We start from the raw sequence: 25,740 nt of genomic DNA, 5'->3' as shown, positions 1-25,740 counted from the left end.
AGTCACAGCATCAAAAAAGCCTCCGTTTTCACGGAGGCTTTTTTGTGGCATGGCTGCGAGGGTGCTACCACACAGGTAATCAAAATATATCGTCTCGCCCGTATATTACCTCCCTGGGTACGCCAAGCACCAGCTTGGCATCACCTTCAAAACTAAGTCCATTTTTTTCCGCCCACGATGCAAGCCTCCTGGGACCGCGGGCGTCTCGCCCGCATATTAGCGCCAAAACTAAGTCCATTTTTCCCCCCGCCCGCGCAGGCAAAGGTCTTGTCATTAACTTTCCCTAAGAAGGAATACCCCTTTATTTTATCGCCGCTATTTAAGTGATAATTAAAATAAAACACGATTAACCAGTTAACGATGTATTAAGATATTTAACAGGTTTCTGTGATGTAGCCATAGCTTTAGATATTAAGCCAAAAAACATTTTCCTGAGGTCAAATCTTCTATTGAGCCTAAACTGTAAATCCGCAAGGTACCTGAAACCATATTTATCGAATTTTAAAGAGTGGAAAGTCCCCGAAATTGAGGTTTTGATGTTACTTAAAATTGTATTGACCCATTTAAAAGTACTTTCTATTTCTTCTTTTTTTGCTTTACTAGTAACTAAAACGCTATGATTACTTACTTCTTTTAAGGCACTGAAACCTCTAAGTCCATCTGAAATTGTATCACAGTTCTCCTCAAGATTATCTATAGCCCATTGTTTAATAACTTCATAAGAAAAACCCGATACAGGACTCAGTTTAACAAAAACTGGATTCCGATTTTCGTTAGTTTCTACGGCAGCTATAAATGGAGACTTATTTTCTGAACCTCTACCTCGTTTACCTTCTTCCAGTCGACCGCCTAGGTAAGCATCGTCTATTTCAACCAAGCCTTTAAGTTTATACTTACTGTCCTGCTCATACATCATCTGCATAATTTTCTGCTTTATTAACCAAGCAGTTTTATAGTTCACATCAATGTGACGGTGTAATTCTAATGCTGAAACACTGTTCTTTGATTGACTTATTTGATGGAGAGCTAAGAACCATTTCTGGAGAGGAACTTTCGTTCGATGAAATAAAGTACCCGCTGTTAAGCGATGGTTTTTACGGCAGGCTTTACATTGAAAGATTGTGCGGCTTCCTGATTTATAGCGATAATACTTATCACTATCGCATGTGTCACATTTAAAGCCATTAGGCCACTTACAGCTTTCCAGGTAAGCACTACATTGTTCTTCGGTTCCAAAAGTTTTGATGAATTCTGGAAAGCTAACTCCAACTTGAAACTGAACTTTATTCTTAGGCATAATACATCTCCTTATTAGATGTAATTAATATGCTACTAAAAAATAGCTATATCAAGTTTTACACTCTTAACTGGTTAATCGTGAAATAAAATGAATCCCCTTCACGACCCTTGCTCTTGCCATTAGGCTGGAATAAAAAATTGACATCATAACATTATGGTGATATAATGTCATAGAACCAATATAAGGAAAACATTATGGCTACTATGACAAAAAGAACCACCATATATTTTGACCCTAAGTTACATAAAGTACTTAAAGCAAAATCTGTAGAAAGTGAAAAATCAATTTCTGAATTAGTTGATCTCGCACTAAGGCATGAATTATTAGAAGATCTTGAAGATATCAAAGCATATGAAGAAAGAAAAGATGGTGATTTCATTTCTTATAAAGATATGCTGGAAAAGTTCAATAATGGATAAATATGAAATTGTTTTTCACAGAAAAACTGAAAAAGAATTACGGAAAATCCCTGATCAAGATCGCAATAAAATCTTTGCAAAAATAGAAGAGTTATCAGATAATCCATATTTATTCGGACATATAAAATTAAGTGAAAATGATGATTTATATCGAGTTAGACAAGGTAATTATAGAATCATTTATTCTATAGAAGACAAGCAATTACAGATCTACATCATCAAAATTGGCCACCGAAAAGATATATACGGGCAATAAGCCTAAGCATGAGCCGCAGTGAAGATTTTCGCTTCACTCAAAATCTCACTAATCTCGGTCGTTAGCCAGAAATAAAATAATTGACTTGCAAAGTTCACACTATATATTGTGTGAGATGATGTGTAGAAATAAAAAAGAGATCATACCATGGCTACTAATCTTGCAATAGATAACAAGCTTTTAAATCAGGCACAACAAGTGGCTCATTTAAAAACTAAAAAAGAAACTGTAAACCTAGCATTGAGAGAATTTGTCAATAGAAGAAAGCAACTAGAAATTATTGATTTGTTTAATCAGATGGATCCTGATGAAAATTACGATTATAAAGAATCCCGTAAAAGATGAAAGTAATTGTAGATACGGTAATTTGGTCATTAGCACTCAGAAGAAGTACTCCTGAAGATAATGTGATAAATGATTTTACTTCTTTAATCGAAGATCAAAGAATTATTATGTTGGGGCCAATAAAACAAGAAGTTCTATCTGGCTACTCAGACCCGCATAAATTTAAGAAACTAAAAGAAAAACTCAGTTATTTCCCTAATTCACCAATTTTAGATATAGATTATGAACAGGCGGCTGAGTTTCATAACATCTGTAGACGCAAAGGTATTCAAGGTTCTCATGTAGACTTTCTATTATGTGCATGTGCTTGTAGACTAAATGCAATGATATACACTAGAGATAAAGATTTTGACCATTATTCAAAACATATACCTATCCAATTGTTTATCTCAAACAATGGCTAACCATGTGTCGCAGTGAAGATTTTCGCTTCGCTCAAAATCTCACTAATCTCGGTCCTTATGCAAATAAAATTGATATGAAATCTCTGAAATCAATCTTAATAATCTACCTAATGGCATTCCTCATTTGTATGAGTGTTATAGTCTTTATTATGATTATGAGGGGTGAAGTAAATGGTGAGAATTGGAAAGAAATAAACTTTAGAGAAATCATAAATTTACACATGATGATTATGATATTTTTATTCATTATTCCCGCAATACCATCTTTAATATCTAGAGCAATTAAAACAAAGAAAACGAAATAGAAAAGACTCTAAGCATGAGCCGCACGAAAAATGATTTGATAAAAATCAGGGCTCGCGGATGTGAGTCCGGCATAGAGTGTCGGACCCAAGCTTGGGTTCTGGATTAATTCCGAACTCATTTTCATGCCCCTGACGGAGCGTGCTACATTCTAGCGGACTCACACGTGAGCCCTGACAATTTAGATATTCTGAGTCATGTAGTTTGTATGTATGCTAAAAGTCGTAGGCCCTAATTCGTTTATTATTTCTTTTTCACACAGCCTCGTGAGAGTTAAGGCTGAGAAATAATTGAACAGTAGCGTTCTGAAGGAAGGGATATATGCTCTAATCCATGCCTACAGCATTCCCTACTAACACTTTTACTCTATATACTCGCCGGATTAATAGGCTCAAATATCTATAATGAAGAAGGTTTGCCAGCTTCCTTATTTAAGACTAAGTAAGTTCAGTCACAGCATCAAAAAAGCCTCCGTTTTTACGGAGGCTTTTTTGTGGTTTTAGACTAGCTTTGGAGCTCGCTTTAAACGAAATTTAGTAGGATTTAAATACCTGCGAAGAAGTCTTCGCCCTTGTTGTTGATGATCACAAAAGCAGGAAAATCTTTCACTTGGATTTTCCAAATGGCTTCCATGCCGAGTTCTTCGTATTCTTGAACTTCGACTTTGGTGATGACATCTCTGCCGAGGATGGCGGCTGGTCCGCCAATAGAGCCGAGATAAAAACCGCCATAAGTGCCACATGCTTCGCGTACTTGCTTGGTGCGATTGCCTTTTGCCAACATAATCATGCTCCCGCCGGCAGCTTGGAAAGGTGCGACATAGGGATCCATGCGCTGAGCCGTTGTGGGGCCAAATGAGCCAGAGGCAAGACCTTCAGGAGTTTTTGCGGGACCCGCATAATATATTGGGTATTGTTTAAAGTAATCGGGAAGATCTTCTCCTGCATCCAGACGTTCTTGTAGTTTGGCGTGAGCGGTATCACGAGCGACAATGATTGTTCCAGAAAGGTTGACTCGTGTCATCACTGGGGAATCTTTGAGTTTCGCTAAAGTATCTGCCATGGGTTGATCTAGATCGATGTCGATGACTTCGACTTTTTCAGCGGGGTTGTGAGACGTGTCAGGAAGGAATGTTTCTGGGTGCTCTTCGAGTTGTTCAATGAAGACGCCTTCTTTGGTGATTTTGCCTTTGATATTACGATCGGCAGAGCAAGAAACGCCCATGCCTACTGGGCATGAAGCGCCGTGACGAGGAAGGCGAATAACGCGAACGTCGTGGCAGAAATATTTACCGCCGAATTGTGCGCCGAGGCCACATTTACGTGAGATATCTAAGACTTGTTCTTCGAGCTTAGTATCGCGGAAAGCACGTCCAGTGATATCACCTTCAGTCGGAAGATTATCGAGGTAGCCAGATGAAGCGAGTTTGACTGTCTTGAGGTTCATTTCGGCAGAAGTTCCGCCGATAACGAGAGCCAAGTGATAGGGAGGGCATGCGGCGGTGCCTAAGTCAGTGATGTGTGTTCTGACAAACTCGAGCATCGACTTTTCGTTGAGCAGAGCTTTTGTTTTTTGGTAGAGGTAAGTTTTGTTTGCAGATCCGCCACCCTTGGCGAGCATGAGGAATTTGTATTCATCGCCCTGAGTTGAGTAAATATCAATTTGTGCAGGAAGGTTAGTGCCGGTATTTTTCTCTGTATACATATCGAGTGGAGCGACTTGCGAAAAGCGCAAATTCGCTTTTGTGTAAATCTCATGGACGCCACGTGAGAGGGCTTCAGCATCATCAAAGCCAGTGAGGACGCGTTCGCCTTTTTTGCCCATGATAATAGCTGTGCCGGTATCTTGGCAAGAAGGAAGGACTTTTTGGGCAGCAATAACGGCATTCTTTAAAAGCTGACTCGCGACAAATTTATCATTCTTAGAAGCTTCGGGGTCACGGAGTATGGACGAAAGGGAATCAAGGTGTTTTGCGCGCAGGAAATGACTGACGTCATAGAAAGCTTCGCAAGCCATTTTTTGGAGTGCTTCGGGTTCTACTTTAAGGAATTCTTGATCGCCTAAAGTGACGGTGCTTACGCCCTCTTTACCAAGGAATTTGTATTGAGTATCGTCTTTCCCAAACTGGAAGATGGGACTGTAGCTAAAGTCTGCCATTGTATTTCCTTTTTATTTGCTATAAGCGCAAAGAATTGTACGCAAAATGAGTTCAAAATTGTTAATAGGTGTTATTTTAGCGGGATAAAAAAAATGCACAATACCTAGGCAGGATAATAATGATAGAAGTTAATAATTTAGTGCGTTACTTTGGTGATATCCGAGCGGTGAATAATGTTAGTTTCACGGTAGAGAAGGGTGATATTTTAGGCTTTATTGGCCCCAATGGTGCGGGGAAGTCCACTACGATTAGAATGATTACGGGCTATTTGAGTCCGAGTGCGGGTGAGGTCAAGATTTGTGGTAAGAGTATGAGTGATAATGAAATGTTTTGTAAAGCGCAAATAGGTTATCTTCCGGAGACGGCGCCACTCTATCACGATATGTCGGTAAGGTCTTTTTTGAACTTCACTGCAGAACTTCGGGGCATAGATGGCAAGGATAGAAAAACAGCCGTGGATTCAGTTATTCAAAGATGTTTTTTAGAACGCGTGGCACATCAGAATATTGGAACCTTATCAAAAGGCTATCGCCAAAGAACTTGCTTCGCGCAATCGGTTTTGCATGATCCACCTATTTTAATTTTAGATGAGCCAACAGATGGCATGGATCCCAATCAAAAATTTGAAATACGTAAAATCATTGAAGGCTTTGGCCAAGAAAAGGCAGTGATGATCTCGACCCATATTTTAGAAGAAGTTGAGGTGCTTTGCACGCGGGTTATCGTCATGAGACGAGGCGAAATAGTGGCCAATGAGAGTGTGTCGGACTTTAAATCTCGTGGAGATAAATTGGCAGATAATTTCCGTGATTTAACTTTGGGTAATGGGGGGGCAGACTGGTGAGTAGTTTTATACGTTCAGTAAAGGCAATCTGTAAGCGTGAATACAAATCTTATTTTAGTTCGTCGCTAGCCTATGTTTTTCTGTTAGCATTTTTGGTAACTTCAGCGATTTTTACGTTTAAGATAGCGGATTGGTATAAACTCAATGAAGCGAGTATGCGGGTGCTTTTTGATTTTCACCCCTATCTTTATTTATTCTTTATTCCGGCCGTGGGAATGCGCATGTGGTCAGAGGAAGATCGGGTCGGAAGCTTAGAATTATTATTGACGATGCCGGTAACAGTGTGGCAGGCGGTTATAGGGAAATTTCTCGCTGCTTGGGCCTTTTTAGCGACTGCCTTATTATTGACTTTCCCGATGGTGATTACGAGCTATTATTTGGGTGAACCTGATACGGGCAGACTAATTGCTGGTTATGGTGGCAGCTTATTGTTGGGCGGTATGTGCCTCGCTCTGTGTGGTGTTTGCTCCTCCTTGACTCAAAATCAGGTCACGAGTTATATATGTAGTTTCTTGCTGATGCTGATATTTATGGTCGCTGGGATGCAGCAATTGGGGATAGAAGCTATTCTCAATAGTGTTTTACCTCAAGATGTAGTCGAGACTTTGATTTTCTTTAGTATCATTCCTCATATAGCGAGTTTAGCACGAGGGGTATTTGATTTACGTGACTTCATTTATTTCTTCAGTATTATGCTGTTTGGCTTGGGCAGTACAGTGGCTATTTTACGTTGCCGTAAAGCTTCTCATAAACTCAACCAACCTATTACAGCGGCAGTTATAGCCCTTGTTTTTGTGAGTGTGGTCATTCTCAACCTGACTTTTAGAAATGTATCCTTACGAATCGATTTATCAGAAGATAATCTCTATACGCTTAGTGATTCGAGCAAAAATGCGATTAAAAAAATGGAAAGCCCAGGGCGTATTCGTTTTTATTTTTCTCGTAGTAATCCAGCGGTAAGCATGGAGCAAAAAGCCTTAGCTCGTCGTGTAGAAGATTTATTACGTGAGTATGCCGAAGAATCAAATGGCAAACTTAAACTAGATGTAATTGATCCACAAGTGGGAAGTCCTGGTGAGACCTCAGCAAGATTCGATGGCTTGAGTGAAATTAAGTTGGGAAGGCAGGGAAAGATGTATCTGGGTGTGGCTTTATCCTATCAAGATAAAGTGATGACAATCCCGGCATTTACTTCAGATGAAGAAGATCAAATGGAGCTTAATGTTACGCGTTTATTGTATGCGGTTCAGAAAAAAGAAAAGCCGGTGATTTTGTTCCAGTCGTCGCTACCTGTCGTAGGGATGCAAGCAGATCCTAGTTCAGGACGTATTAAAGATGAGCCTGAATGGTCAATTGTCACAGATATGCGCATCGATTATACTCTCTTGCAGATGCCGGCTAAAGTTCGAGTTATTCCAGATACGGTAAAAATGGTTGTATTAGTTCATCCAGATACTTTATCTGAAGAGACGATGTATGCCTTGGATCAATACTTAATGAAGGGTGGTAAAATTCTTTGTTTTTTAGATAATTTCTCTTTAGTAGAAGCTAAGTTTAACAAGGGCGTGAGTCACAAGGGACGGATGTCACAGATGAGTTCTCTGCTTGGTTTCTCGGAAGCTTGGGGTGTGCGTTATGTACCTGAAGAATTGGTGGCGGATAAAGATTTAAAAACACCGGTAAAAGGAAAAGAAAATCCCTTTATGCTCAGTTTAACGCCAGAGAACTTAAAGATGGATGAGCCTTTCTTTACGAACGTGAATAAGTTGCATGTTCCCTATGCGGGCTACTTAGATTATCGTCCTGTGAAAGGCTTGGAATATGATATTTTAATGAAGAGTAGTCGAAATAATTTAGGTATTAAGAGGCAAGACGCTTTAAAGAGTCGTGAGAGCTTACATAAAATCACTGATGAAACGGATCCTAAAATTTTAGCGATACGTGTGAAAGGAAAGTTAAAAAGTGCCTTTCAAAAGTACCTGCCTAAGGGCGTTATTAGTGATAAACATTTAAAACAGGGAACTAAAGACGCGGAAGTGATTCTCGTCAGTGACGCAGATATGCTTCACGATAGTTTCCAGACAAATATTCAGCACTTATTCGATGGTCGTCGTGAACGTGTTTCTATTAGTGATAATACAGTATTTTTCCTCAATATTTTAGATAGTGAATTGAATGAAGGCAGTCTACTTGGTTTACGTGGTCGTCGCTATAAGCGTCGAAACTTTTCCACTGTTTATCAGCGTCAGATCAATCAGTATGAATCCAAGTTAGATGAGATTGAGGCTTTGCAATTAGAACATGCTCAGGCAAGTCGTACGGTTAGTTTATTGGAGAGTAAAATGGTGAGGCAATTAATTTTGAATGATGAAGAGAAGCAAACCTTGACTCAAAAGAAAGAAGATCGTGCTAGAACAGATGAACGCTTAAAAGAAATTGAATCAGGACTCAAGGCCAATTCAATTGCCTTTGAGAAAAAAGTCTTTTATTGGAATCTCTATTTACCGCCAGTGATTGTCCTACTGATCTTGTTATTTAGAGCTTTTTTAGCTTGGAAATGTAAACGGAGAGCCGCATGAAATTAAAGCAGCTATATAAAGTTTTATTCATTAGTATCGGTTTATTACTTTTGTTTTTCATGACCCGTAAAAATGAAGGGATTAATCGAGATCTTTTCACACCAGGGCAAGTGATATTTAATGATGTAAAAGAATTGGATTCATTAGTTCTTGAGCAAGGGCCCTTAAAAACCGAGCTCCATCAAGTTGATGGTGATTGGGTGGTAAAAAATCGCTTTGATTTTATTGCCGACCAAAAACAAATCAATGATGTAATTATCGATTTAAAAAATATGAAAGTAGCTCAAACGGTAGATGCAAGAAGTGAGGATAAGAAGTTTTATGCCCTTGATGAGCAATCAGATTTACTGAATGAAAGACCCGTTGAGTTGAGTTTGAATTATAAAGATGGTAGCCATAAAAAATTACATTTAGGAAAATCTCATGCACAGGGCGGAAAGGCCGCGGGTCGATATTACTTAGATCCTGAGAATCAGGGTATCTTTATTTCCACACAAATCTTGAGAAATACCCAGGCAGATCCTCGTGTCTGGCTGCGTAAATTTCTGCCAGATTATAAAGCTGTCTTATCGGTGTCGTATTATAGCCGCGAGCGTTTGATATGGCAGGCTGGACGCAGTTATCTTAGCAAGCCTTTTAAGTTTAAGTACCCTACAGAATTAAGTAAGATGACGGATAAGCAGGCCTATAGTTTCATGTCGCAAATTTTTCAAGCTCGTTATTTAGATGTGGAAGTAGCTCGTCCGATTAAGAAACTAGATTTTCAAGGAGAGCGTTTAGAGTTTGTTGATCATGTAGGGAGAATTTATACTTTGGAGCTTCTTGCTAGAGAAGGAAAGCTTATTAAATGTCGAATGCGTTTAAATACAGATGCGGATCTAAGTGGTGCCAAAGATTATGACGGTATTAAACAAACTCTTTCTGAGTGGCATTTTATGCTTTCGGAACGCTTGTTACCTTTCATGCAAATGAAGCAATAATAGCGACAGGAGTCGCCACTTATATTTCATATCTGAATGGAGTTCATCTATTTAGCTGTGTGCTCTTTAGGATATGAAAAGAACGGCGTAAAATGGATTTAAATCATCACTCTCACTGCTTTTAGTCATACAGGCGTAGGGCCTTTAGACTGCAATGATGAGTGGATTTGAGCTTAGCTTAAGAGATCTTTTAAAATCTTGCTCTTAGGTATAATCGCATTGAGGTAATCGACTACAGGAATGCGAATAGGCATGAAGTAGAGGCATGAATTGAATTGATCAATTATTTGTATGGCATCGGCGGCAAATTGAGCATTCCATTCGAGATTAGGTTCAAAGTTTTTGGGGAAATTCACGAGGTTGCGCTTTTCCCAATAAGCTTGACTCTTTTCACTTAGGACAGGACTTAAGCCCCAATACACAGTGTGATCTTTTAGAGCCTTGATCCACTTGCTTAAGAGGCCGAGATCAAAGAATGGTTGTGTGAAGAAGCCATCGATACCCGCGTCAATCTTCTCGTGGACATAACTCATTTCACTTTCAAAGTCTGATCTATAGGGATCAATAGCGCCATAGACTTTAACCGTCTTATAATGCTCTTTGAAAAATTTAATAAAATCGGTTGTTGTAGTCTCAAAATGTTCACGTCCTTCAAAGATGTCGCCACCTACCAGTAGGACTTCAGAAAAATTGTATTTCTCCATGATATCGCTTATGAGCTGTGGCTGATTGAGGTCGAAGTCACAGGCGCGTAAGTGCGGTATATCGCGTTCAAGCATAGGAGCGCAGTAGCCACAGGCTTCCCAGCTTCGAGTTGGAAGGCGCACAATATCAGGGATATTTACAGTGTTTACTTTAGGAAAGGCTGCTTGTATACCAGAGAGTTCCGAAGTGATTTCTTCGGCGGCATGGGGAACAAGTTCAATAGAAATTTTAGTCATTAGCTTCTTTATATCTGTTTATTCGAATATACGAATATTGTAATCACTTTTAAGTTATTCAAGTGAACTTAGGCTTTTTTTCCGCAGTCTTTGCAGATGCCTCTAAAAGTAATTTCGTGAGATGAGACTTGGTGACCTTCTTTTAAGATAGGATTATCAAGGTGCAGATAACATCCTTCTAGGTCATAGACTTTATCACATTGCTTACAATGAAAGTGGTGATGGTGAGGGATGTTGGTTGGTTCATAGCGTTGAATGGCATCTTGCAAACGAACACATTGAATGAGTTCGTTATCCATTAAGAGATTCACGGTTCTGTAGATAGTAGCGATACCGATGTTGTGGCTACATTGTTCTAGGAGCAGTACGATTTCGTTTACGGACACAGGTCCTGGGGCAGAGGAGATGACACCGAGAACCAGTTCTCTTTGCTTAGTTTTTCTTAGGCCAATTTGATTATTTTTCATTCGACAAATACCCTGTGAGATCGAGCATCAATATATTTATTTATGGGTTTACCAGCGAGACGGTTTTCGATCAAAAAAGTACAAGCTCTTTCCAGGCTTAAGGCAAGTTCAGAGCTATCCAATTTGAGCAGGACATTATGGCGAGCGATTTTAAAATCATCACTAATTCCCGATTGTTTAAGAAAAAGAACGAGGTCACCTTTTGGATCTTGTCTTACGCGTGCGACTTTAAAAATTTGAGAAGGGAAGAAAGTTTCACCATTGCGCCTGATGGCGTAGCTATCGTAATAGCTTAAGAAATCAAAAACGGCTTGGTTATCTTCAGTATTGATTTTTTTACCGAGCTCAAGTTTCCCATCCACTTTAATAGCGATGAGTGGCAGGTAAGCTTGCTGATTATCACCATAAGGTAGCAGTGTGGAGTCACTGCTCACAAGATATACTTTGCCATCTACGACAAATTGTGCACGGGCTTGTTTTTCCGTGATTGAAATAGAGAGCGTATTGGGTAAAACTCTTTCAATGAGAACTTCTTGTATAGCAGGGTTTTGTTCGAGTTTTTCACGAAGTTTTGAAGGCGATACTTGGAAGATATTGATTTTGTTTTCCAATACTTCCATCTCTGCAAGTTGAGCATAGATAATTTCATCTGGAGTGATGTGGGTATTGCCTTTTATCTCAATGTTTTGTAGAGTGAACTGGGGGTTTGAACTTAATAAAAGTAAGCGCATACCAGAAACTAATAATAGAAGAGTCCCCAGTACCATAGCTAGGCAAAGTAGCCAAGTGAAGCTAGTAATGAGTTGCTGGCGTATTTTTAGGAGCTTCTCTTCTCGCTTAGCAAGCAATTTCGAACGGGACATTAACAAAACCTTATTGTTATTTGAATAAGTTGCTTTAAAGTAGCCGATCAATCAGGATTTTCGTCCTAAAATGAAAAAATAAAGGAGCACTTAAGTGTACGAAAGAAATTATGGTATCATCATCAGCGTTGATGATTTAGATAGAGCCCGTGAATTTTATCGTGATACATTGATGTTGGGCGCTCCAGTCGTTGATTCTAATCACTGGGTTGAGTTTCAACTAAGCAATGGTTTGGTTTTAGGTGTTCGTCAGCAGCCAAATGCTTGTTCACAAAAAGGTTGTAACACGATGTGGGTTTATTACACAGCCAATTACAGCGAGATTCGTGAGCAGTTGTTAGATGCAGGCTTTTCTCCACTTAAAATTGCGGCGCCACCAGTGGGTTTGAAAGCTGAGACCTTTTCTGATCCAGAAGGCAATCGTTTTACCTTGGCACAAAAACCTCAATAATCACCCCAGTATTTCCTGTCTATAAATAATCCAGCTAGTTCTTAGTTGGATTATCTTTTGTGTCTGGAGATGTAGCTTAGAGCGCGTGACTCGAGTAATTCGTCTAAAGATAGCTCAGGTATAGTTATGGGCTGATTATAAGTGAGAAAATATACTTTGCTTAATTTTAAATCTATCGCGTTCCATATCTGAGTTTTGCGATTTTTGTGCCCAGATGATTTTTGTATTATTTGGGAAGGTGTTTTCTAGTACAGATGCGCGCCAAGATATGGGCATGACTAGAGAAGGGATATGTTTGATGTATTTCAAGTCTGGTGTTTTCAGAGGGCTGTTAGCTATGTCTAGATGAGCAATGTCAATGTGCTGCAGGGATTCTAATGACTCAATGGGGATGTTGCGAATGGAGAGGATGTTGAGCTTGTGGCCTTTCAAAGGAGAGAGATCCTCGATGAGGGTGTCGTCGATAAAAAGATTGTAAATCGTCGAGTTGTGTAAGGGTACAAGGGAAGATACTTGCGTGCCTCGGATATCTAAAGAGACAATGGCCAAGCCTTCAATTGGTTTGAGGGATGTGAGTAGTGTATCGGGCAGGGCTAAAGTCCCAAAAATGGCTTTTTTGAAAAAGCGTAATGGCGTGAAGTCAATATTTTCTGTATCTAGACGCATATGAAGCAAGCCTTTGGGACAGAATTTTAAGCTGCCCTGTAGTTTGGTATGAGTAAAAAGTTCACTAAAGACTCGGTTAGAAAACTCTTCGTTGCTGAGTAGATCATCAAGGAAAGCAGAAGCTTCCGGGATTTGAGCATTAGAAATTAACTGACAGTAAATAGAAAAAATTTCATTTTCAGCGAGATGCCCGTGAGCTTCCACACATGTTTGGGCGCTCGAAGCAATTTTCAGACTATTAGAAGCATGAGCACTTTTATCGCCATATTTTTGAGCTTGTTTAAAGGCTTTCGCGGCTTTCGCAAAATTTTTCTGAGCTTGATTAATACGGCCTAAAAGAAGATAAGCTTCTGAGTTGTGCTGGTTGAGTTTTAGATAAGTTTCTACATCCATGAGTGCAGAATCAAAATCACCACGACTAATATTGTAGCGTGCACGAGATAAGTAAATTGCCGCACTTTTTTTCAGTTGATTCAGAGCATTTTGGGCTTCGGAGTAGTTGAATTTAGCAATCTCGTGTTGTTCTTGAGCAAAATCCCTTTCCTGATGAATGGCGTTGATAGATTTCACGCCGAAAGTAATAAATAAGACCGTAAAAATGGACGTAACGATGGCAACTATTTTATGTCTTTGCATAAGTAGTAATGAGAGGCGAATCACGCCGGCATTTTCTGCTTTTACTGCGAATCCGCCAAGGATTTTTTTAAGTTCTTGGGCAAGGTCCGCAACCGAGTGATAACGATTGTCAGGATCTAATTGTGTAGATTTTTTTATAACTGCGAGGGCGGAGCGGGGGATGCGTTGGTTTTTTTCTCCTAAGCTAGAAGGGAGTAAATCATTGGCGTGGGGTCTTGTGATTTTGCCTGTTGAAACTCGAGATAGAATTTCTTCAGTATTATCTCCCTGGATGGGAGGGTCAAAGGTTAGCATAGTTTGTAGGAGTGCGCCTAGAGAATAGATGTCTGCGCGAGCGTCGACTTCTTGACCTTTGGCCTGCTCAGGCGCCATATATGCGGGGGTGCCAATGACGGCACCCATTTGGCTGAATTCAGTAGGTACTGAGGGGGCTAAGCTATCTATGGCAAGTTCTTTTCTTTGTGGGATTTTTGCGAGTCCCCAATCAAGAACGAGAACTTCGCCAAAATTACCAATCATGATATTGTCGGGTTTGAGGTCACGATGAATGATCTCTTGTTCATGGGCACAAGAAATAGCATCACAGACTTTTATGAGAATTTCTAGCATGTTTTCGAAACTAGAAGAGCTTTGATTTTCTTTGAGCTTATGGATTAAGCTGGCTAAAGTTTGCCCTTTAAGTAGTTTCATCGTATAAAATGGTCGACCATCAAGATCGTAGCCGGCATCATAAACAGGCATGATATTGGGGTGTTCGAGGCGTGCAGCGACTTCTGACTCATAGGTAAATCGTTCAAAGATGGCTTTGTTCTTTTGGAGCTCGGGATGGATAACTTTATAAGCGACATACCTTTCGGTGTGGCTATCGTACGCTCGGTAGATCATGCCCATGCCCCCGGAAGCGATCGAGTCACAGATTAAGTATCGGTCCTGTTCTTCTTCATCTAGTAAAGCCATTTTCAACAAGTCAGCGGACTTGTCGGAATTTGAATTTGGGGGTCTATTCATGAGGTATCCTTAAAGAGTTGGGATAAGTTTAATTCTAGATATCTATAATTACAAAATTTTTAGAGAAGCTTACAGCATGTCAGATACAAAATATCAAGAAAATATAAATGCAGCGGGTCGTGGTTTCAATCCTACTAGCTGGAGTTTGATTTTAAAAGCAAGTGCAGGTGAGAGTAGCGAGCTCGCCGAATTCTGCCGTCGATATTGGCATCCACTCTATGCTTTTGCCAGGCGTTCAGGTAGTAGTGCGGAAGATGCACAAGATTTGAGTCAGGGTTTTTTTGCTTATTTACTTGAACGTGATGTATTGCAGCGTGCGGATGCAGAGAAGGGACGTTTTAGGAATTTTTTACTCACTTTATTTAAGAGATTTATGCAGAATGAATGGCAGCGTGGGCAGGCTCAGAAACGAGGTGGAGACCAGATTAAGGTTGATTATGAAGCGGCGGAGTATTCACTACAGGATTTTAGTGAATTGGGACCAGATGAGGCTTATCAGCGTGCTTGGGCATTAACTTTACTTGAAAATGCAATGGCCGAATTAGAAGAACGTTTTATCACGCGTGGAGATTCGGAGCGTTGGGGAGTTATGAAGCCCTATTTAAATGGCGATAGTGAGGCGAGTTTAAAAGAGGGAGCAGATATTTTAGGGGTGAGTGAAAATGCCTTTACAGTAGCGGTACACCGCTTGCGTCGGGATTTTTCAAAGGTTTTACGAAAGTTGGTCGCAGATACACTGAATGATCCGGCAGAGGTGCAGGAAGAATTACATTTTTTAATTACTCTTTTACAAAAATAGAGGACTGTTTATATGAGATACGTACTATTGATATTTTTGAGTTTTTCTCTCTTGGGAGGCGATTTAAAGTTAAAGGCATTGTTTAAGAAAAAAACCTTTGAAAGGCCGATTGCTTTGCTTGAAGCAGGCGATAATGCCTGGTATGTATTGGAGCAGCGCGGGAAGATATGGTTTTGCCAAGAAGGGAAAAATAAATCCTTGGTGGCAGATATTTCGGAGCGCTTGGGTACGGCCAATGAAGAGGGTTTACTGAGCATGGTGAAATCTCCTAGTTTTGAGAGTGATCATCACGTTTATATTTATTATTCTTATAAGCACCCTAGGCGATCAATTGTAGCACGTTTTAATCTTCAGAATTACAAGATTGATTTGGATAGCGAAGTAAAATTATTATCTATAGCAGAGCCCTATGGTAATCACAATGGTGGTCAGTTAGCTTTTGGTCCAGATAAAAAGTTGTATGTAGGTGTAGGAGATGGTGGTTCTGCAGGTGATCCCAAGGGCTATGGCCAAAACCTCGAAAACTTACATGGAAGTATTTTACGTATAGATGTTTTAGGGCAAGATGACTATAGCGTTCCTAGAGATAATCCTTTTGTGGATTCAGACCTTGATGCAAAGAAAGAAATTTTTGCTTGGGGGCTACGGAATCCATGGCGTTTTTCTTTTGATAAAAAAACTCAAGAGATTTGGTGTGGGGATGTGGGACAAAATAAATTTGAAGAAGTCAATATCATTAATGCTGGCTCGAATTATGGATGGAATGTTCGTGAGGGATACGAGCCTTACGTCTATGTGAAAAAAAATAAGAAGAAGTCAAGCAAAAAAAACAAAAGCCTTCAAAGGAAACCATCAAATCCTGGTATGGAGGATGGGGGGTTTACTGATCCCATATTTGTGTATCCTAGAAAGGAAGGCTTATCAATAACTGGTGGCTACGTTTATCGTGGGCAGGCAATTAAAAAAATGTATGGTTGGTATGTGATGAGCGATTTCGCCTCGGGAGCCTATTGGCTTTTGAAAAAAGAGAGCGATAAAATTGTTGAGTCTCACAGGATTAAAGGTAAAAGTCTACAGATTGCGAGTTTTGCAGAAGACTCAGGTGGCGAGCTTTATATGATGAGTTTTAAAGATGGAACTATTTATCAAATAATGGATTGGATTCAGTGAGGAGTTTTTTCTTTTTTGTTTGTATTTCATTTCATCTTGTTGCTCAAGTCAGTTTATTGCCTAATGGAGGTCGAGTTGATCGAGCGATAAATGATTCGCTAGATGTGGAAGCCATTTATTTTGACCGTGTGGCGGCTCCTTATGGTAGTAGCTTTGAGTCATGGGTAGGTGGTGAAGTTTTTTCCAAAGGGGTACAGTCGGGGGCGGGAGGTTATAAAATCTGGAGCGAAAAGGGTGAGTATTTAGCTCGTGGAGAAGTTTTTTACCGCTGGCCAGTGGAGAGTTTTCCCGAACAAGGTTTTTTAGAAATTTTCAGTGATGATCATGTTGTTATCGAGCTTTTGAATGAAGGTCGTCATTTGGCAGTAGGTAAGGGAAAGTTGGTATTTGATTTATCGACATTGCCGGCTTTTTATGAAAATATTATTTTACGATTCTCATCCAGACGAGCTCATCGAGCTTTGGTATGGGCAAATGTCTATTCTGAATTTGAATGGGTGCGAGGAGGCAGTGTAGTCGCTGGTGTAGATAAACAAAAATGGCAAGCGGTGGATTCTCCCGGTCAAATGAAGCTCCGCAATGAAAAAAGTTTTATCTATAAAAGATTGTATGACTGTGTCGATTCCAATAAATTGTATCGTCTTGATTTTCCTAGTGACATTAAATCAATAGTTATTAATGGTCATGAAATGAAATATCCTCAAGTTCTCGCCAGGGGTTTCTTGAAAGAGGGGCAGAATGAATTGATTTATGAGAGTGAGAGTTGGTTGATGGGCTCGGATACTGCTTTAATTAATTTTCAGGAAATGCTTCCTGATGAGGCAGCGCTAAAATGGCTCACTCTTGATGGCAAACCATGGTTGTATGAATCATCGCTTTATTCGGGGCTTTATTCAGATAGTGGTCAAAAATTACTTTTTAAGGGTTCAAAATTCGATTCGATAAAGTTACAGGCTGAGCTTGTGTGTTCACAGGAGGATTTAGATAAAGGCGTCAATTTATTGTTTCGAAAGAAAGGCGGCGCGCCGAATTCTTTTTGGAGCAAAGGTAAGTTATTGGTGCCGACTTTGATGAAAGTTAATGGTAGAGTGGAATTGATTGGGCCAGAAGGGCTTAAGCTAAAAAATCTTAATTTAGGTAAGAATACTCTAGAGGTGCAGCTTCGAGGTCAGGTCTTTAAACCTTATATAGAGAAAGGCGTGGTGAAAAAATTTGAAATAAAGCCACCAGCGCATGCCTATCAATTATCCTTTGAAGATGAGGGTGTGAGAGTAGAATTGGCATCAATGAAAACTGAAAGCTGTGTCCTTTATGTGGGGAATAAAAAGATATTTGATGAGCTCATAAAAAAAGGTGAGCAGGCAGAGCTTGTAGTAGACCTAGCAAAGGGAAGCGATTTTGAAATAGGTATGCCAGGACTTTCGCCTGAGGTCTTCGTTTTTGAAAAAAAGACTGCTAAGCCGCTCGTATTAGATTTATCAAACTTACCTGATTTGTCCGAGCTCTTGGCTTACTTTTTAGCCTGTGATCCAGCAGATGCCTACACTAAATTCAATGCTTTACGTAAAAATGATGATGACTTAACACTGTGGACACTCATGCCGGATGGAGTTCCCTTAGGGTTGTATCTTTATCCATATTTTAGAGATAAGCTGATTGCTGCGAAGGTAAATCAACAAAAAGTTAATTGGAGATTTTTCCAAGCGGAAGAAAGTCCGATTTTGAAAGATCGTTTTGAGCAGAGGGCTTTTTCGGAATGGTTGGAAGTGATGGATTATGAGCTGAGTACGGCTGCAAGCAAACAAGAAAAAGTAAGCGAGTTTAAGAAATCTCGAGAAATGTACTTACTAGATATTTATCAATCGATGAAAAGTGAATTTGAGTGGGGCGAATAATGAGAGTCTACCTACTTATTTGTATGGTCTTAATGACTAGTACTATCTGTGCTCAATGGCCGGCTGCAGAAAAGATTAAGATTGTGCACTCTGCGCAAGCTACGCCAGCGGAGATGAAGATTCTCAAAAAAATGGCACTTTTTTTTGCTCAGACGAATCCTCTTTTAGCAGAAGATATGTTAGTGACGGATGAGTATGCAAAGAAATTTTTCACTTATTATACGAAGGATTTTTTAGTTCTTGTGGGAAAAAATAATCTTTTACTCGATGTGGCCAAGCAGGGGATTAAACTCAATAGTCCAAAGCTTTCCTATACTGAACAAGGAGTCTTTAAGGAGCAGTTCAGTTATTTGGGTATTGCGCCCAATCCGCTATTCTTGAAGGCGCGTTATTTAGGGATTGAGCACGGAGTTGTGGGCGATTCACTAATAGTTTATGGCGGGGGCCTGCAGGGCTTAGATCAAGCTTTCGAGAATTTTAAAAAGGGCATTGTTCAGGGTACGTGCTTAAGGAATCAAAAAGCTTTGCCTACTCAGGTCTTGTCGAGTAAAGAGTATTTGTGGGGAATGGCTTTTGAGGATGATAAAGATCTCTTTAAAACGAGGCCAAAAATCCTTTTGCGACGTTATGTGTGGAAGGGAGTGAAATTTGAATCTCAAATTGTTTATGGCGATGATATAGCAAGTTTGCAAGTCTTTAAGAAATAAGCTTGGCTCGATGGATTCAAGGATAGGGTTTTCTATTAACACTGAGTTCAAAGGCGCTTTATAAACTTGATCATTTTCATTAGTCTAAGCAAGCCTTAAGCCGTGTCAGTAGGCTTAGATTCAGCAGGGTTAAAGACCGAGCTCTCTCAAGAAATTATTCATGGGGAAAGGGTGGTTTTAGATTGGTAGCTCCTAGCCATGGAGCATTTAGAGCACCCGAAAAATTGAGTTTTAAGTCTATGTGGAAGTGAAGAGCTTGTGTGTCGCTTATAAAAAGTGCTTGAGTTATGAAAGCTTAGGCGTTTCTGCGCAGAGGTATAAGATGAAGGGAATTACCCCTAAGTATATTTTAAGAACTTACCTCTTGCAGGAAGCTATCGCAAAAGTAAGCGTCAATTGAGCTGAATATTTGAATGCCTATTTCGAAAAAAAGTCTATTTCTTCCAGTTTTGTGGTAGGAGTTCCATTAAATTTTCTTTTGGGTGATCAATGATTCTCCTGAGCACATCCTCTAAGTATTCTTTTGGATTGATACCCAGCTTACGACAAGTCTGGATTAAGGAGATGATATTGGCAGCCGCTTGGCCGCCTTTTTCACTGCCGAAGAAAAGCCAGTTTTTTCTACCAATAGTAAGCGGACGAATAGCGCGTTCACTCACATTGTTATCTATGCGAGCATCCGGATAAGCAAGAAAAGCTTTAAATGCTTCTTGCCGTTTAAGTAGGTACTCCATTGCCGTTTTGAGTTTGCCTTTGGGCTCACATGCTTTGTAGTAATGATCTTGAATCGTCTTTAATAGAGCTTCAACAAAAGGCTTTGTTTTCCTATTGCGAAAGCTCTGTCGCTTTGCCGAAGTACCAAGCGCCCAAGCATCCTGTTCGAGTTCAAAGAGCTTATCCATCAAAATAAGCACTTGTTTACAGAATTCGTTTGGATTGGGTGTGTCAAAAAACTTACGCCTGGCATGAGCCCAGCAAGCCTGCCAATCGATACCATCAAGCTTATCCATTTTTTCATACGCAGCAAAAGCATCGGCATGAAAAACTCCTTGAAAGTCTTTCATTCGATCTAATGTATGGGAGTGTGAACGGTCTTTGGTGAATTCGAACCAAACGAGAGGAGGGTCTGGACCATCGCCGCCGACATAAACCCAAATCCGACCTTCTTGAAGCTTACCTTTACCTTTTGTTTGAAGCTTAACAGGGCTGTCATCTGTAAAAACTCTTGATGAGTTTAAAATTTGATCTCGTAATAAATCACCTAAAGGTTGGAGAGTTTTTCCTAACTGGAGAACCCAGTTGGAAAGCGTTTGTCGCGCAATAGTAAGTCCATCTCGTTTGAATTGCTCTTCGATACGATAAAGAGGTAAATGGTCGGCATATTTTGAAATGAGTATATGTGACAACAAGCTCACATCAGCACGACAGCCTGTTATCGGATGGCTGGGAACTAGAGCGGAGATAACTCCTGCCTTGGGCTTATTTGGAATATTGTATTTACGTACACGAGTCTCTATGACTTTGTAACGACCATGAACATAAACAAGTTTTTCTGATGTATCGAATCCCATGAGTTTCAGTTCTACACCAGTTATGGGATCAACTTTTTCATCTTCGGGCAAATCAATGATTTTAATTTCGCGTTCAGCATTCTCAGGGAAATTGAAATGCGTAAAGGGCTTGCGTTTCTTCTTCTTTTTTAGGGTATTTACTTTGGGTTCTTCATCTCTTTCTGGTGAATTTGAATCGCCCAGATCCTTAAGGTATTCAGTCCACTCAGGAAAAGTATCTGAGTTATCAAAGACTACAGTCTCTTTTTTACGACCATACAGCTGGGCTTTTAGATAGGTGTTTTCCTCTTCTAAAAACACAACTTTTTTGGTGAGGTCTGAGATAGTTTTAGTCATGAAATAATATAGCATAACCCCATGATTTTTCAGCTATAAAACCAGGCTATTTGATCTTAAAATAGGCCCCTTTACAGCAGTGGATCATTAGCAGAAATTCCCGAAAACTAAGCTCAGTTTTAGCTTCGGACATGTCGCTAAAAGTTCCGCGCTCCAACTGTTTATTGAAAATACAAAAACCACCTTCATCCCAGTAGAGACCTTTCAATAAATTACGCCGTCGATTTATGAAAAGGTAGACATCTCCTGCAAAGAGATTTTCCAGATTACTTAACGCGGTTAAGCCATTGAAGCCTTTGCGGAGGTTCACGGGTTCGGGATGTAGTTTTAACTTACGATCTTTAAAATATTCTAACATTGTATCTCCTGGGGTAAGCCCAGACTCTAATTCAACTACTCTCCCTCGGGATATGGTTCAAATTGCCCTTTACTCGCAAAAGCTGAAACAGGCGATTGTTCAGAGGTGAATAATTTGTTAGCCCTTAGCTCTAAAACTTTTGCAGAGCAATCCTAAAATGAGGAGTGTAGTGACTTCCCGCCTTTGTGGGGAGAAAAGATTGAGGTTTCCTGCTCTTCATAAGTCGATTGTATTTCTTAAAAGAGCTTGAGAAAAACGAAGTTTATACTATCTTGCAATGCGTCCTTTTCTAGAATGATTATATGTGGATAAAAAGAAAAGGGAGTAAAACAATTAAAAATTTGGAGAAATATATGACAGAAAAAAAATATAATTGGATGAACACTATAAGTCTTAGTCTCACCTTTGTTCTCGCATGTACAGTCGTTCCATGGTACGGCATGAAGTACGGGTTTACTGGTTTTGAATGGACGGTGTTTGGTTTTTTCATGGTCTTCACAGGAACTGGCATAACTGTTGGTTATCACCGTCTGTGGTCTCATAAAACTTATGAAGCTAATGCTCTTTTTCAGTCTTGGTTTGCTTTTTGGGGTGCGGTTGCAGCTCAAAACTCAATTATCGCTTGGAGTCGTGATCACCGCGACCACCATAAATTTGTAGATAATAATGATAAAGACCCTTACTCTGCGAAAAAAGGTTTTTGGTTTTCACACATTTTGTGGATCTTCCAAGATACTCGTACTGATAAAGATTACGGTAATGTTAAAGACCTCTTAGCCAATAAAATTTGTGTCTTTCAAGAGAAGTACTACATGCCCATACTCGTAGTCGGTAATTTTATCTTGCCTGTTGCTATTGGTTACATTGGTCATGTTCTTGATCCTCACCCCAATGGTATGATACACAGTATGATAGCCATGTTCTTAGTTGCAGGCTTATTGCGCTTCGTTCTTAACCATCACTTTACTTTTTTTATTAACTCACTCGCTCACATCTGGGGTGCACAGCCTTATGCGAAAAAGGACACTTCACGTGATAACTTTTTCTTAGCACTTGTGACTTATGGCGAAGGTTACCATAACTTCCACCATACTTTTCAATCAGATTACCGCAATGGTGTTCGCGCTTGGCAGTTTGATCCTTCAAAGTGGATTATCTGGACGGGTTCAAAATTAGGAATGACTTCGAAGCTTAAACGCATGCAGAAATGGCAGATCAATCACAAGAGACAAGAGTTCTGGGGTGTTCAATCTTTAGAGGCTGCCATGGAGCAGTTAAAAACTAAAGATACTCCTGAGCTTAAAAGTAAGTTAGAAACGACTTATGAAGAATGGAAGCAAGCATTAGAGGCGTGGACGGCTGCACGTCGCAAAAGTAAAACTTGTCAAGATTCTAAATCTCAAGTAGGTGATCTTCAGACAGCACTGCTCGCCAAGCGAGATGAGTTCTGTGCAGCGGTTAACTCGATATTTGTTAATCCTCATTCTGCACCGGCACTCGGTTAAGGATACACGATAAGGGAAGCCATCGCGCTTCCCTTTTTTGTTTATGGATAAATGGAATACTAGAAAGACAATGCTGATTCGTCTTAAGGATCAGTATGACGAAAAGTCCTGGGAAGAGTTCGTTGCAACCTACAGGCAGTATATCTACAATGTAGTTCGACGTATGGAACTCAATCACCATGACGCCCTTGAGATAGTTCAGTTAGTACTGATTAAATTATGGAAAAAGCTTCCTGATTTTAGTTATGATAATTATCGAGGTAAATTTCGTAATTGGTTATATACCGTGACAGCAAATCAAGTACGTGACTTTTTGCGTGGTAAAAATCTTTCCCTTAGTAAGCTCCCTGATTCAAGTGCGGAACTCGATAAATCAGTTAGTGCGCCAGAAATTGAAGCCATTGCTGAAAAAGAGTGGAAAACCTATATCTCAAATTTAGCTTGGGAAAAAGTCAAAAAACACTTCAGTGAGGGAGTTTGTCGCGCATTTTTACTCAGCATCGAGGGTGTTGGAGTTGAACAGATTTCGGCGGAGATAGGAGTGAGTGAAAGTTCGATTTATGTTTATAAAAAACGTGTGCAAGATCGTTTGCAAGAAGAGATAGCTTATCTCAATTCGGAGTTTGGATAAAGTCCAGTTTGATTCCGTGTTCCTTTAATAAAATTACAGAAACTGAATTTTTTTTCAGGTTAGTCGGTTTAGAAACAGTGAGTTTCTTTAAGCTACTAATTTTGACTAGTGGTGAGTAGTCTGCTAGCGGGGTGTCAATTAGAATGAGATGTTCTAGAGACTCGCGATCCTTCTTACTGGACCAAATGAAAGAATTTACTTGGCAGTTTACGAGTCGAATAGTTTTAATATTGTTGATGAGTGTAAGCTGACGAAAGGGGACATTAACTTGTCCATTTAGCTCTAAATAAGATATATTCTTCAAAGATTGCACCTGTTTATTGAGTGACTTGATGTGTGTTTTACAGATCAGTTTTTCAATGGGTAATATCGATAAAGTGAAGAGGGGAAAATTACTTTGAGCTGTTATCAGACTAGTACTTGTCAGAATATCGTTTTTACCCAGAAGAGTTTTTTTGAAGATGTTGATTTTACTTTTAGTCGATAAGTTGATTTTTTTAAGACTGAGAAAAGCGACATTCTGTAATCCGCTTAAGGATTTGTCTTTTTGAAGTGTTTTGATTAAACGGATGATTTCTTCGTTATTTCCTTTGCGTATTTTACTGTGATCAAAAGATAGGTATTTAGTGGTGTTGACTTGGAGGAGGTATTTATTGGCTTCGTTTATATTGAGCTCGAGCAGGTTGATTTTTGCGAATAAAGCAATGACTGAAAGATAGTCTGGGGCCAAAGATTGAGCCTGTACGGCGTAAGTTTTAGCTTTATTGAAAGCCCCAAGACGTAGAGAGCTTAGGGCATCTTCAATAAATTGGTCTGCTGCAATTTGGGCAATGGTAACTTTTTCTTCTGAGACTTCGTGAAGTTTATCAATAGTTTGTTGGACTTTCACTCTACTGTTCATGAGCTTGCGGAAATTATCACGACTAGTTTTTTGTGTGAGTTCTAAATCTTCTAAGGCTTCGGAAGCCTTTTGAGCATTGCTTTGAGCTATTTCTTCACTATTACTTAAGTTGTTATAGGACAGCGCGGTAAAGGCCAAGATAATGATAAGGAAGCTCAGGCATAAGCTGAGCAGGAATTGGTTGCGCTTTAAGAATAATTTAGTCAAATGAAGCGGTGGAGCGTTTAGAGCTAGAGGCGCATAGCCACTATTCCATTTTCGTAAATCGGCGGCTAGATCAAGGACGGATTTATAGCGGTCACGACTTTTGATAGCCATGGACTTTAAGCAAATGGCTTCCAAGCCAGGGTCGACAGACCAATTTAGTTTGAGTTCACTTGGCTTAGGGAATTCTCCTTTCATGGTTTTTTGTAAAACCTTGCGGTAATCATCGTCAATGAAAGGAGGTTGAAAAGTAATGATGGAATAAAGGATGGCGCCTAGCGAGTAGATATCGCTACGAGGGCTTGCGTTGTCCGCACATGCTTGTTCTGGAGACATATAAGCAGGGCTGCCAAGAATAATGCCTTCAAGGGCTCTGGTGTCTGTCTGGTGAATGATACTCAATTCTTGTGTATGTGAATGAGTATGGAAATCGCTCGTTTTGTAGAATTGAGCTAAGCCCCAATCTAAAACTTGCACTTCACCATAATCTGAGATACGGATATTATCGGGTTTCAAATCTAGGTGCAAGACATCTTTTGAGTGAGAGTAAGCAATAGCATCACACACTTTGAGAAAGATATTAATTAAGTCATGGAGAGTAGAGGGAACTTGCTTATTGTTTTGGCTAAAACGTTTGATGATTTGGGTCAGTGTATCCCCATTGATGAGTTTCATGGTGAAGCAGGGTTGGTTTTCATAAAGGCCTATGTCGTGTACGGGAACAATATTGGGATGTTCTAGTAAAGCCGTAATGCGAGCTTCGAAAATAAAATCATTCCAATCTTCTTTATTATTACTTTTTGGGATAGCCATGGCCAGGTGACGAGTTGTATCCCTATCGACAACTTCAAAGATGTCTTTCATTCCCCCTGTATCGATTTGCTGTTTTGTTTCGAACTTGCCATCAGGAATAGGGGAAAGAGGGATGTTGAGTTCTTGAATTCTCGAAGGCGGATTTTTTTTCTCTTCGTGATAGAAATTGGCCATTAATTCCGAAGTTTTTTCGAAACCCGCTTGTAGGTCTAGGTCGTCATTAGCCATTT

General features: G+C 39.8%; 23 protein-coding genes. 14 read left to right on the top strand and 9 right to left on the bottom strand.

Features of this window, described 5'->3' with window-relative positions:
* Positions 1-346 precede the first annotated feature (346 nt).
* Positions 347-1,297, bottom strand: coding sequence for an IS1595 family transposase (locus tag PQO03_RS20220; RefSeq protein WP_274148833.1), 951 nt, complete (start codon positions 1,295-1,297; stop codon positions 347-349).
* A 197-nt stretch (positions 1,298-1,494) separates the two neighbouring features.
* On the opposite strand from PQO03_RS20220, the gene PQO03_RS20215 reads away from it, so the two are divergent.
* The 4 genes from PQO03_RS20215 to vapC all read left to right on the top strand — a co-directional run bounded on the left by PQO03_RS20215 (position 1,495) and on the right by vapC (position 2,724).
* Positions 1,495-1,719: a CopG family transcriptional regulator gene (locus PQO03_RS20215; RefSeq protein WP_274152954.1), complete on the top strand. Its 225-nt coding sequence runs from the start codon at positions 1,495-1,497 to the stop codon at positions 1,717-1,719.
* Positions 1,712-1,975, top strand: coding sequence for a type II toxin-antitoxin system RelE family toxin (locus PQO03_RS20210; protein WP_274152952.1), 264 nt, complete (start codon positions 1,712-1,714; stop codon positions 1,973-1,975). Before PQO03_RS20215 ends, PQO03_RS20210 begins: the two co-directional genes overlap by 8 nt.
* A gap of 147 nt (positions 1,976-2,122) precedes the next feature.
* A complete protein-coding gene (locus tag PQO03_RS20205) occupies positions 2,123-2,320 on the top strand; it encodes a type II toxin-antitoxin system VapB family antitoxin (protein WP_274152951.1) in 198 nt (65 codons plus the stop codon).
* A complete protein-coding gene (gene vapC / locus PQO03_RS20200; RefSeq protein ID WP_274152949.1) occupies positions 2,317-2,724 on the top strand; it encodes a type II toxin-antitoxin system VapC family toxin in 408 nt (135 codons plus the stop codon). The genes PQO03_RS20205 and vapC overlap by 4 nt, the downstream gene beginning before the upstream one ends.
* An 846-nt stretch (positions 2,725-3,570) precedes the next feature.
* Here vapC and PQO03_RS20195 read toward each other — a convergent pair.
* Positions 3,571-5,184, bottom strand: coding sequence for a fumarate hydratase (locus PQO03_RS20195; protein ID WP_274152947.1), 1,614 nt, complete (start codon positions 5,182-5,184; stop codon positions 3,571-3,573).
* A 119-nt stretch (positions 5,185-5,303) separates the two neighbouring features.
* On the opposite strand from PQO03_RS20195, the gene PQO03_RS20190 reads away from it, so the two are divergent.
* From PQO03_RS20190 to PQO03_RS20180, 3 genes are read left to right on the top strand one after another with little or no spacing between them, the layout of a single operon-like run.
* The gene (locus tag PQO03_RS20190) at positions 5,304-6,029 is read left to right on the top strand and encodes an ABC transporter ATP-binding protein (protein ID WP_274152946.1); all 726 of its coding nucleotides are present in this window, start codon (positions 5,304-5,306) and stop codon (positions 6,027-6,029) included.
* A complete protein-coding gene (locus PQO03_RS20185) occupies positions 6,026-8,608 on the top strand; it encodes a Gldg family protein (protein WP_274152944.1) in 2,583 nt (860 codons plus the stop codon). The genes PQO03_RS20190 and PQO03_RS20185 overlap by 4 nt, the downstream gene beginning before the upstream one ends.
* Positions 8,605-9,588 (top strand): hypothetical protein, encoded by a 984-nt coding sequence (locus PQO03_RS20180; protein ID WP_274152942.1) that lies wholly within the window; start codon positions 8,605-8,607, stop codon positions 9,586-9,588. Before PQO03_RS20185 ends, PQO03_RS20180 begins: the two co-directional genes overlap by 4 nt.
* A 173-nt stretch (positions 9,589-9,761) precedes the next feature.
* On the opposite strand, the gene PQO03_RS20175 is transcribed toward PQO03_RS20180, so the two are convergent.
* From PQO03_RS20175 to PQO03_RS20165, 3 genes are all read right to left on the bottom strand, one after another.
* Complete coding sequence (locus PQO03_RS20175; protein WP_274152940.1) at positions 9,762-10,529, bottom strand: methylenetetrahydrofolate reductase; 768 nt, start codon at positions 10,527-10,529, stop codon at positions 9,762-9,764.
* Between the two features lie 68 nt (positions 10,530-10,597).
* A complete protein-coding gene (locus tag PQO03_RS20170; RefSeq protein WP_274152939.1) occupies positions 10,598-10,996 on the bottom strand; it encodes a Fur family transcriptional regulator in 399 nt (132 codons plus the stop codon).
* Entirely contained in the window at positions 10,993-11,859 is an 867-nt protein-coding gene (locus PQO03_RS20165) for a cell division protein FtsQ/DivIB (RefSeq protein WP_274152937.1), read from the bottom strand. Before PQO03_RS20165 ends, PQO03_RS20170 begins: the two co-directional genes overlap by 4 nt.
* Before the next feature lie 94 nt (positions 11,860-11,953).
* On the opposite strand from PQO03_RS20165, the gene PQO03_RS20160 reads away from it, so the two are divergent.
* Complete coding sequence (locus tag PQO03_RS20160) at positions 11,954-12,310, top strand: VOC family protein (RefSeq protein WP_274152935.1); 357 nt, start codon at positions 11,954-11,956, stop codon at positions 12,308-12,310.
* 135 nt (positions 12,311-12,445) lie between these two features.
* On the opposite strand, the gene PQO03_RS20155 is transcribed toward PQO03_RS20160, so the two are convergent.
* Positions 12,446-14,620, bottom strand: coding sequence for a serine/threonine-protein kinase (locus PQO03_RS20155; protein ID WP_274152934.1), 2,175 nt, complete (start codon positions 14,618-14,620; stop codon positions 12,446-12,448).
* Positions 14,621-14,696: 76 nt separating this feature from the next.
* On the opposite strand from PQO03_RS20155, the gene PQO03_RS20150 reads away from it, so the two are divergent.
* Genes PQO03_RS20150 through PQO03_RS20135 form a run of 4 tightly spaced genes read left to right on the top strand, consistent with a single transcriptional unit; the run spans position 14,697 to position 19,191 of the window.
* Positions 14,697-15,419 carry an RNA polymerase sigma factor gene (locus PQO03_RS20150; RefSeq protein WP_274152932.1) on the top strand — a complete coding sequence of 241 codons (723 nt, stop codon included), beginning with the start codon at positions 14,697-14,699 and terminating at the stop codon, positions 15,417-15,419.
* A 12-nt stretch (positions 15,420-15,431) separates the two neighbouring features.
* Entirely contained in the window at positions 15,432-16,589 is a 1,158-nt protein-coding gene (locus PQO03_RS20145; protein ID WP_274152930.1) for a PQQ-dependent sugar dehydrogenase, read from the top strand.
* A complete protein-coding gene (locus tag PQO03_RS20140) occupies positions 16,586-18,484 on the top strand; it encodes a hypothetical protein (RefSeq protein WP_274152928.1) in 1,899 nt (632 codons plus the stop codon). Before PQO03_RS20145 ends, PQO03_RS20140 begins: the two co-directional genes overlap by 4 nt.
* Before the next feature lie 32 nt (positions 18,485-18,516).
* Positions 18,517-19,191, top strand: coding sequence for a hypothetical protein (locus PQO03_RS20135; RefSeq protein ID WP_274152927.1), 675 nt, complete (start codon positions 18,517-18,519; stop codon positions 19,189-19,191).
* A 434-nt stretch (positions 19,192-19,625) separates the two neighbouring features.
* On the opposite strand, the gene tnpC is transcribed toward PQO03_RS20135, so the two are convergent.
* Positions 19,626-21,098, bottom strand: coding sequence for an IS66 family transposase (gene tnpC, locus PQO03_RS20130; RefSeq protein ID WP_274150713.1), 1,473 nt, complete (start codon positions 21,096-21,098; stop codon positions 19,626-19,628).
* 46 nt (positions 21,099-21,144) lie between these two features.
* Positions 21,145-21,456, bottom strand: coding sequence for an IS66 family insertion sequence element accessory protein TnpB (gene tnpB / locus PQO03_RS20125; protein ID WP_274150714.1), 312 nt, complete (start codon positions 21,454-21,456; stop codon positions 21,145-21,147).
* 353 nt (positions 21,457-21,809) lie between these two features.
* Between tnpB and PQO03_RS20120 the strand changes: the two genes are divergently transcribed.
* Positions 21,810-22,961, top strand: coding sequence for an acyl-CoA desaturase (locus PQO03_RS20120; protein ID WP_274152925.1), 1,152 nt, complete (start codon positions 21,810-21,812; stop codon positions 22,959-22,961).
* Between the two features lie 70 nt (positions 22,962-23,031).
* Positions 23,032-23,592 carry an RNA polymerase sigma factor gene (locus PQO03_RS20115; RefSeq protein WP_274152923.1) on the top strand — a complete coding sequence of 187 codons (561 nt, stop codon included), beginning with the start codon at positions 23,032-23,034 and terminating at the stop codon, positions 23,590-23,592.
* Here PQO03_RS20115 and PQO03_RS20110 read toward each other — a convergent pair.
* The gene (locus tag PQO03_RS20110) at positions 23,573-25,738 is read right to left on the bottom strand and encodes a serine/threonine-protein kinase (RefSeq protein WP_274152921.1); all 2,166 of its coding nucleotides are present in this window, start codon (positions 25,736-25,738) and stop codon (positions 23,573-23,575) included. The two genes, PQO03_RS20115 and PQO03_RS20110, sit on opposite strands and share 20 nt — an antisense overlap.
* Between the last annotated feature and the right edge of the window lie 2 nt (positions 25,739-25,740).

Source organism: Lentisphaera profundi (assembly GCF_028728065.1).
Taxonomy (GTDB): Bacteria; Verrucomicrobiota; Lentisphaeria; order Lentisphaerales; family Lentisphaeraceae; genus Lentisphaera; species Lentisphaera profundi.
Note: the sequence above shows the minus strand (reverse complement) of the source record. Positions and strands in the feature narration are given on the sequence as shown.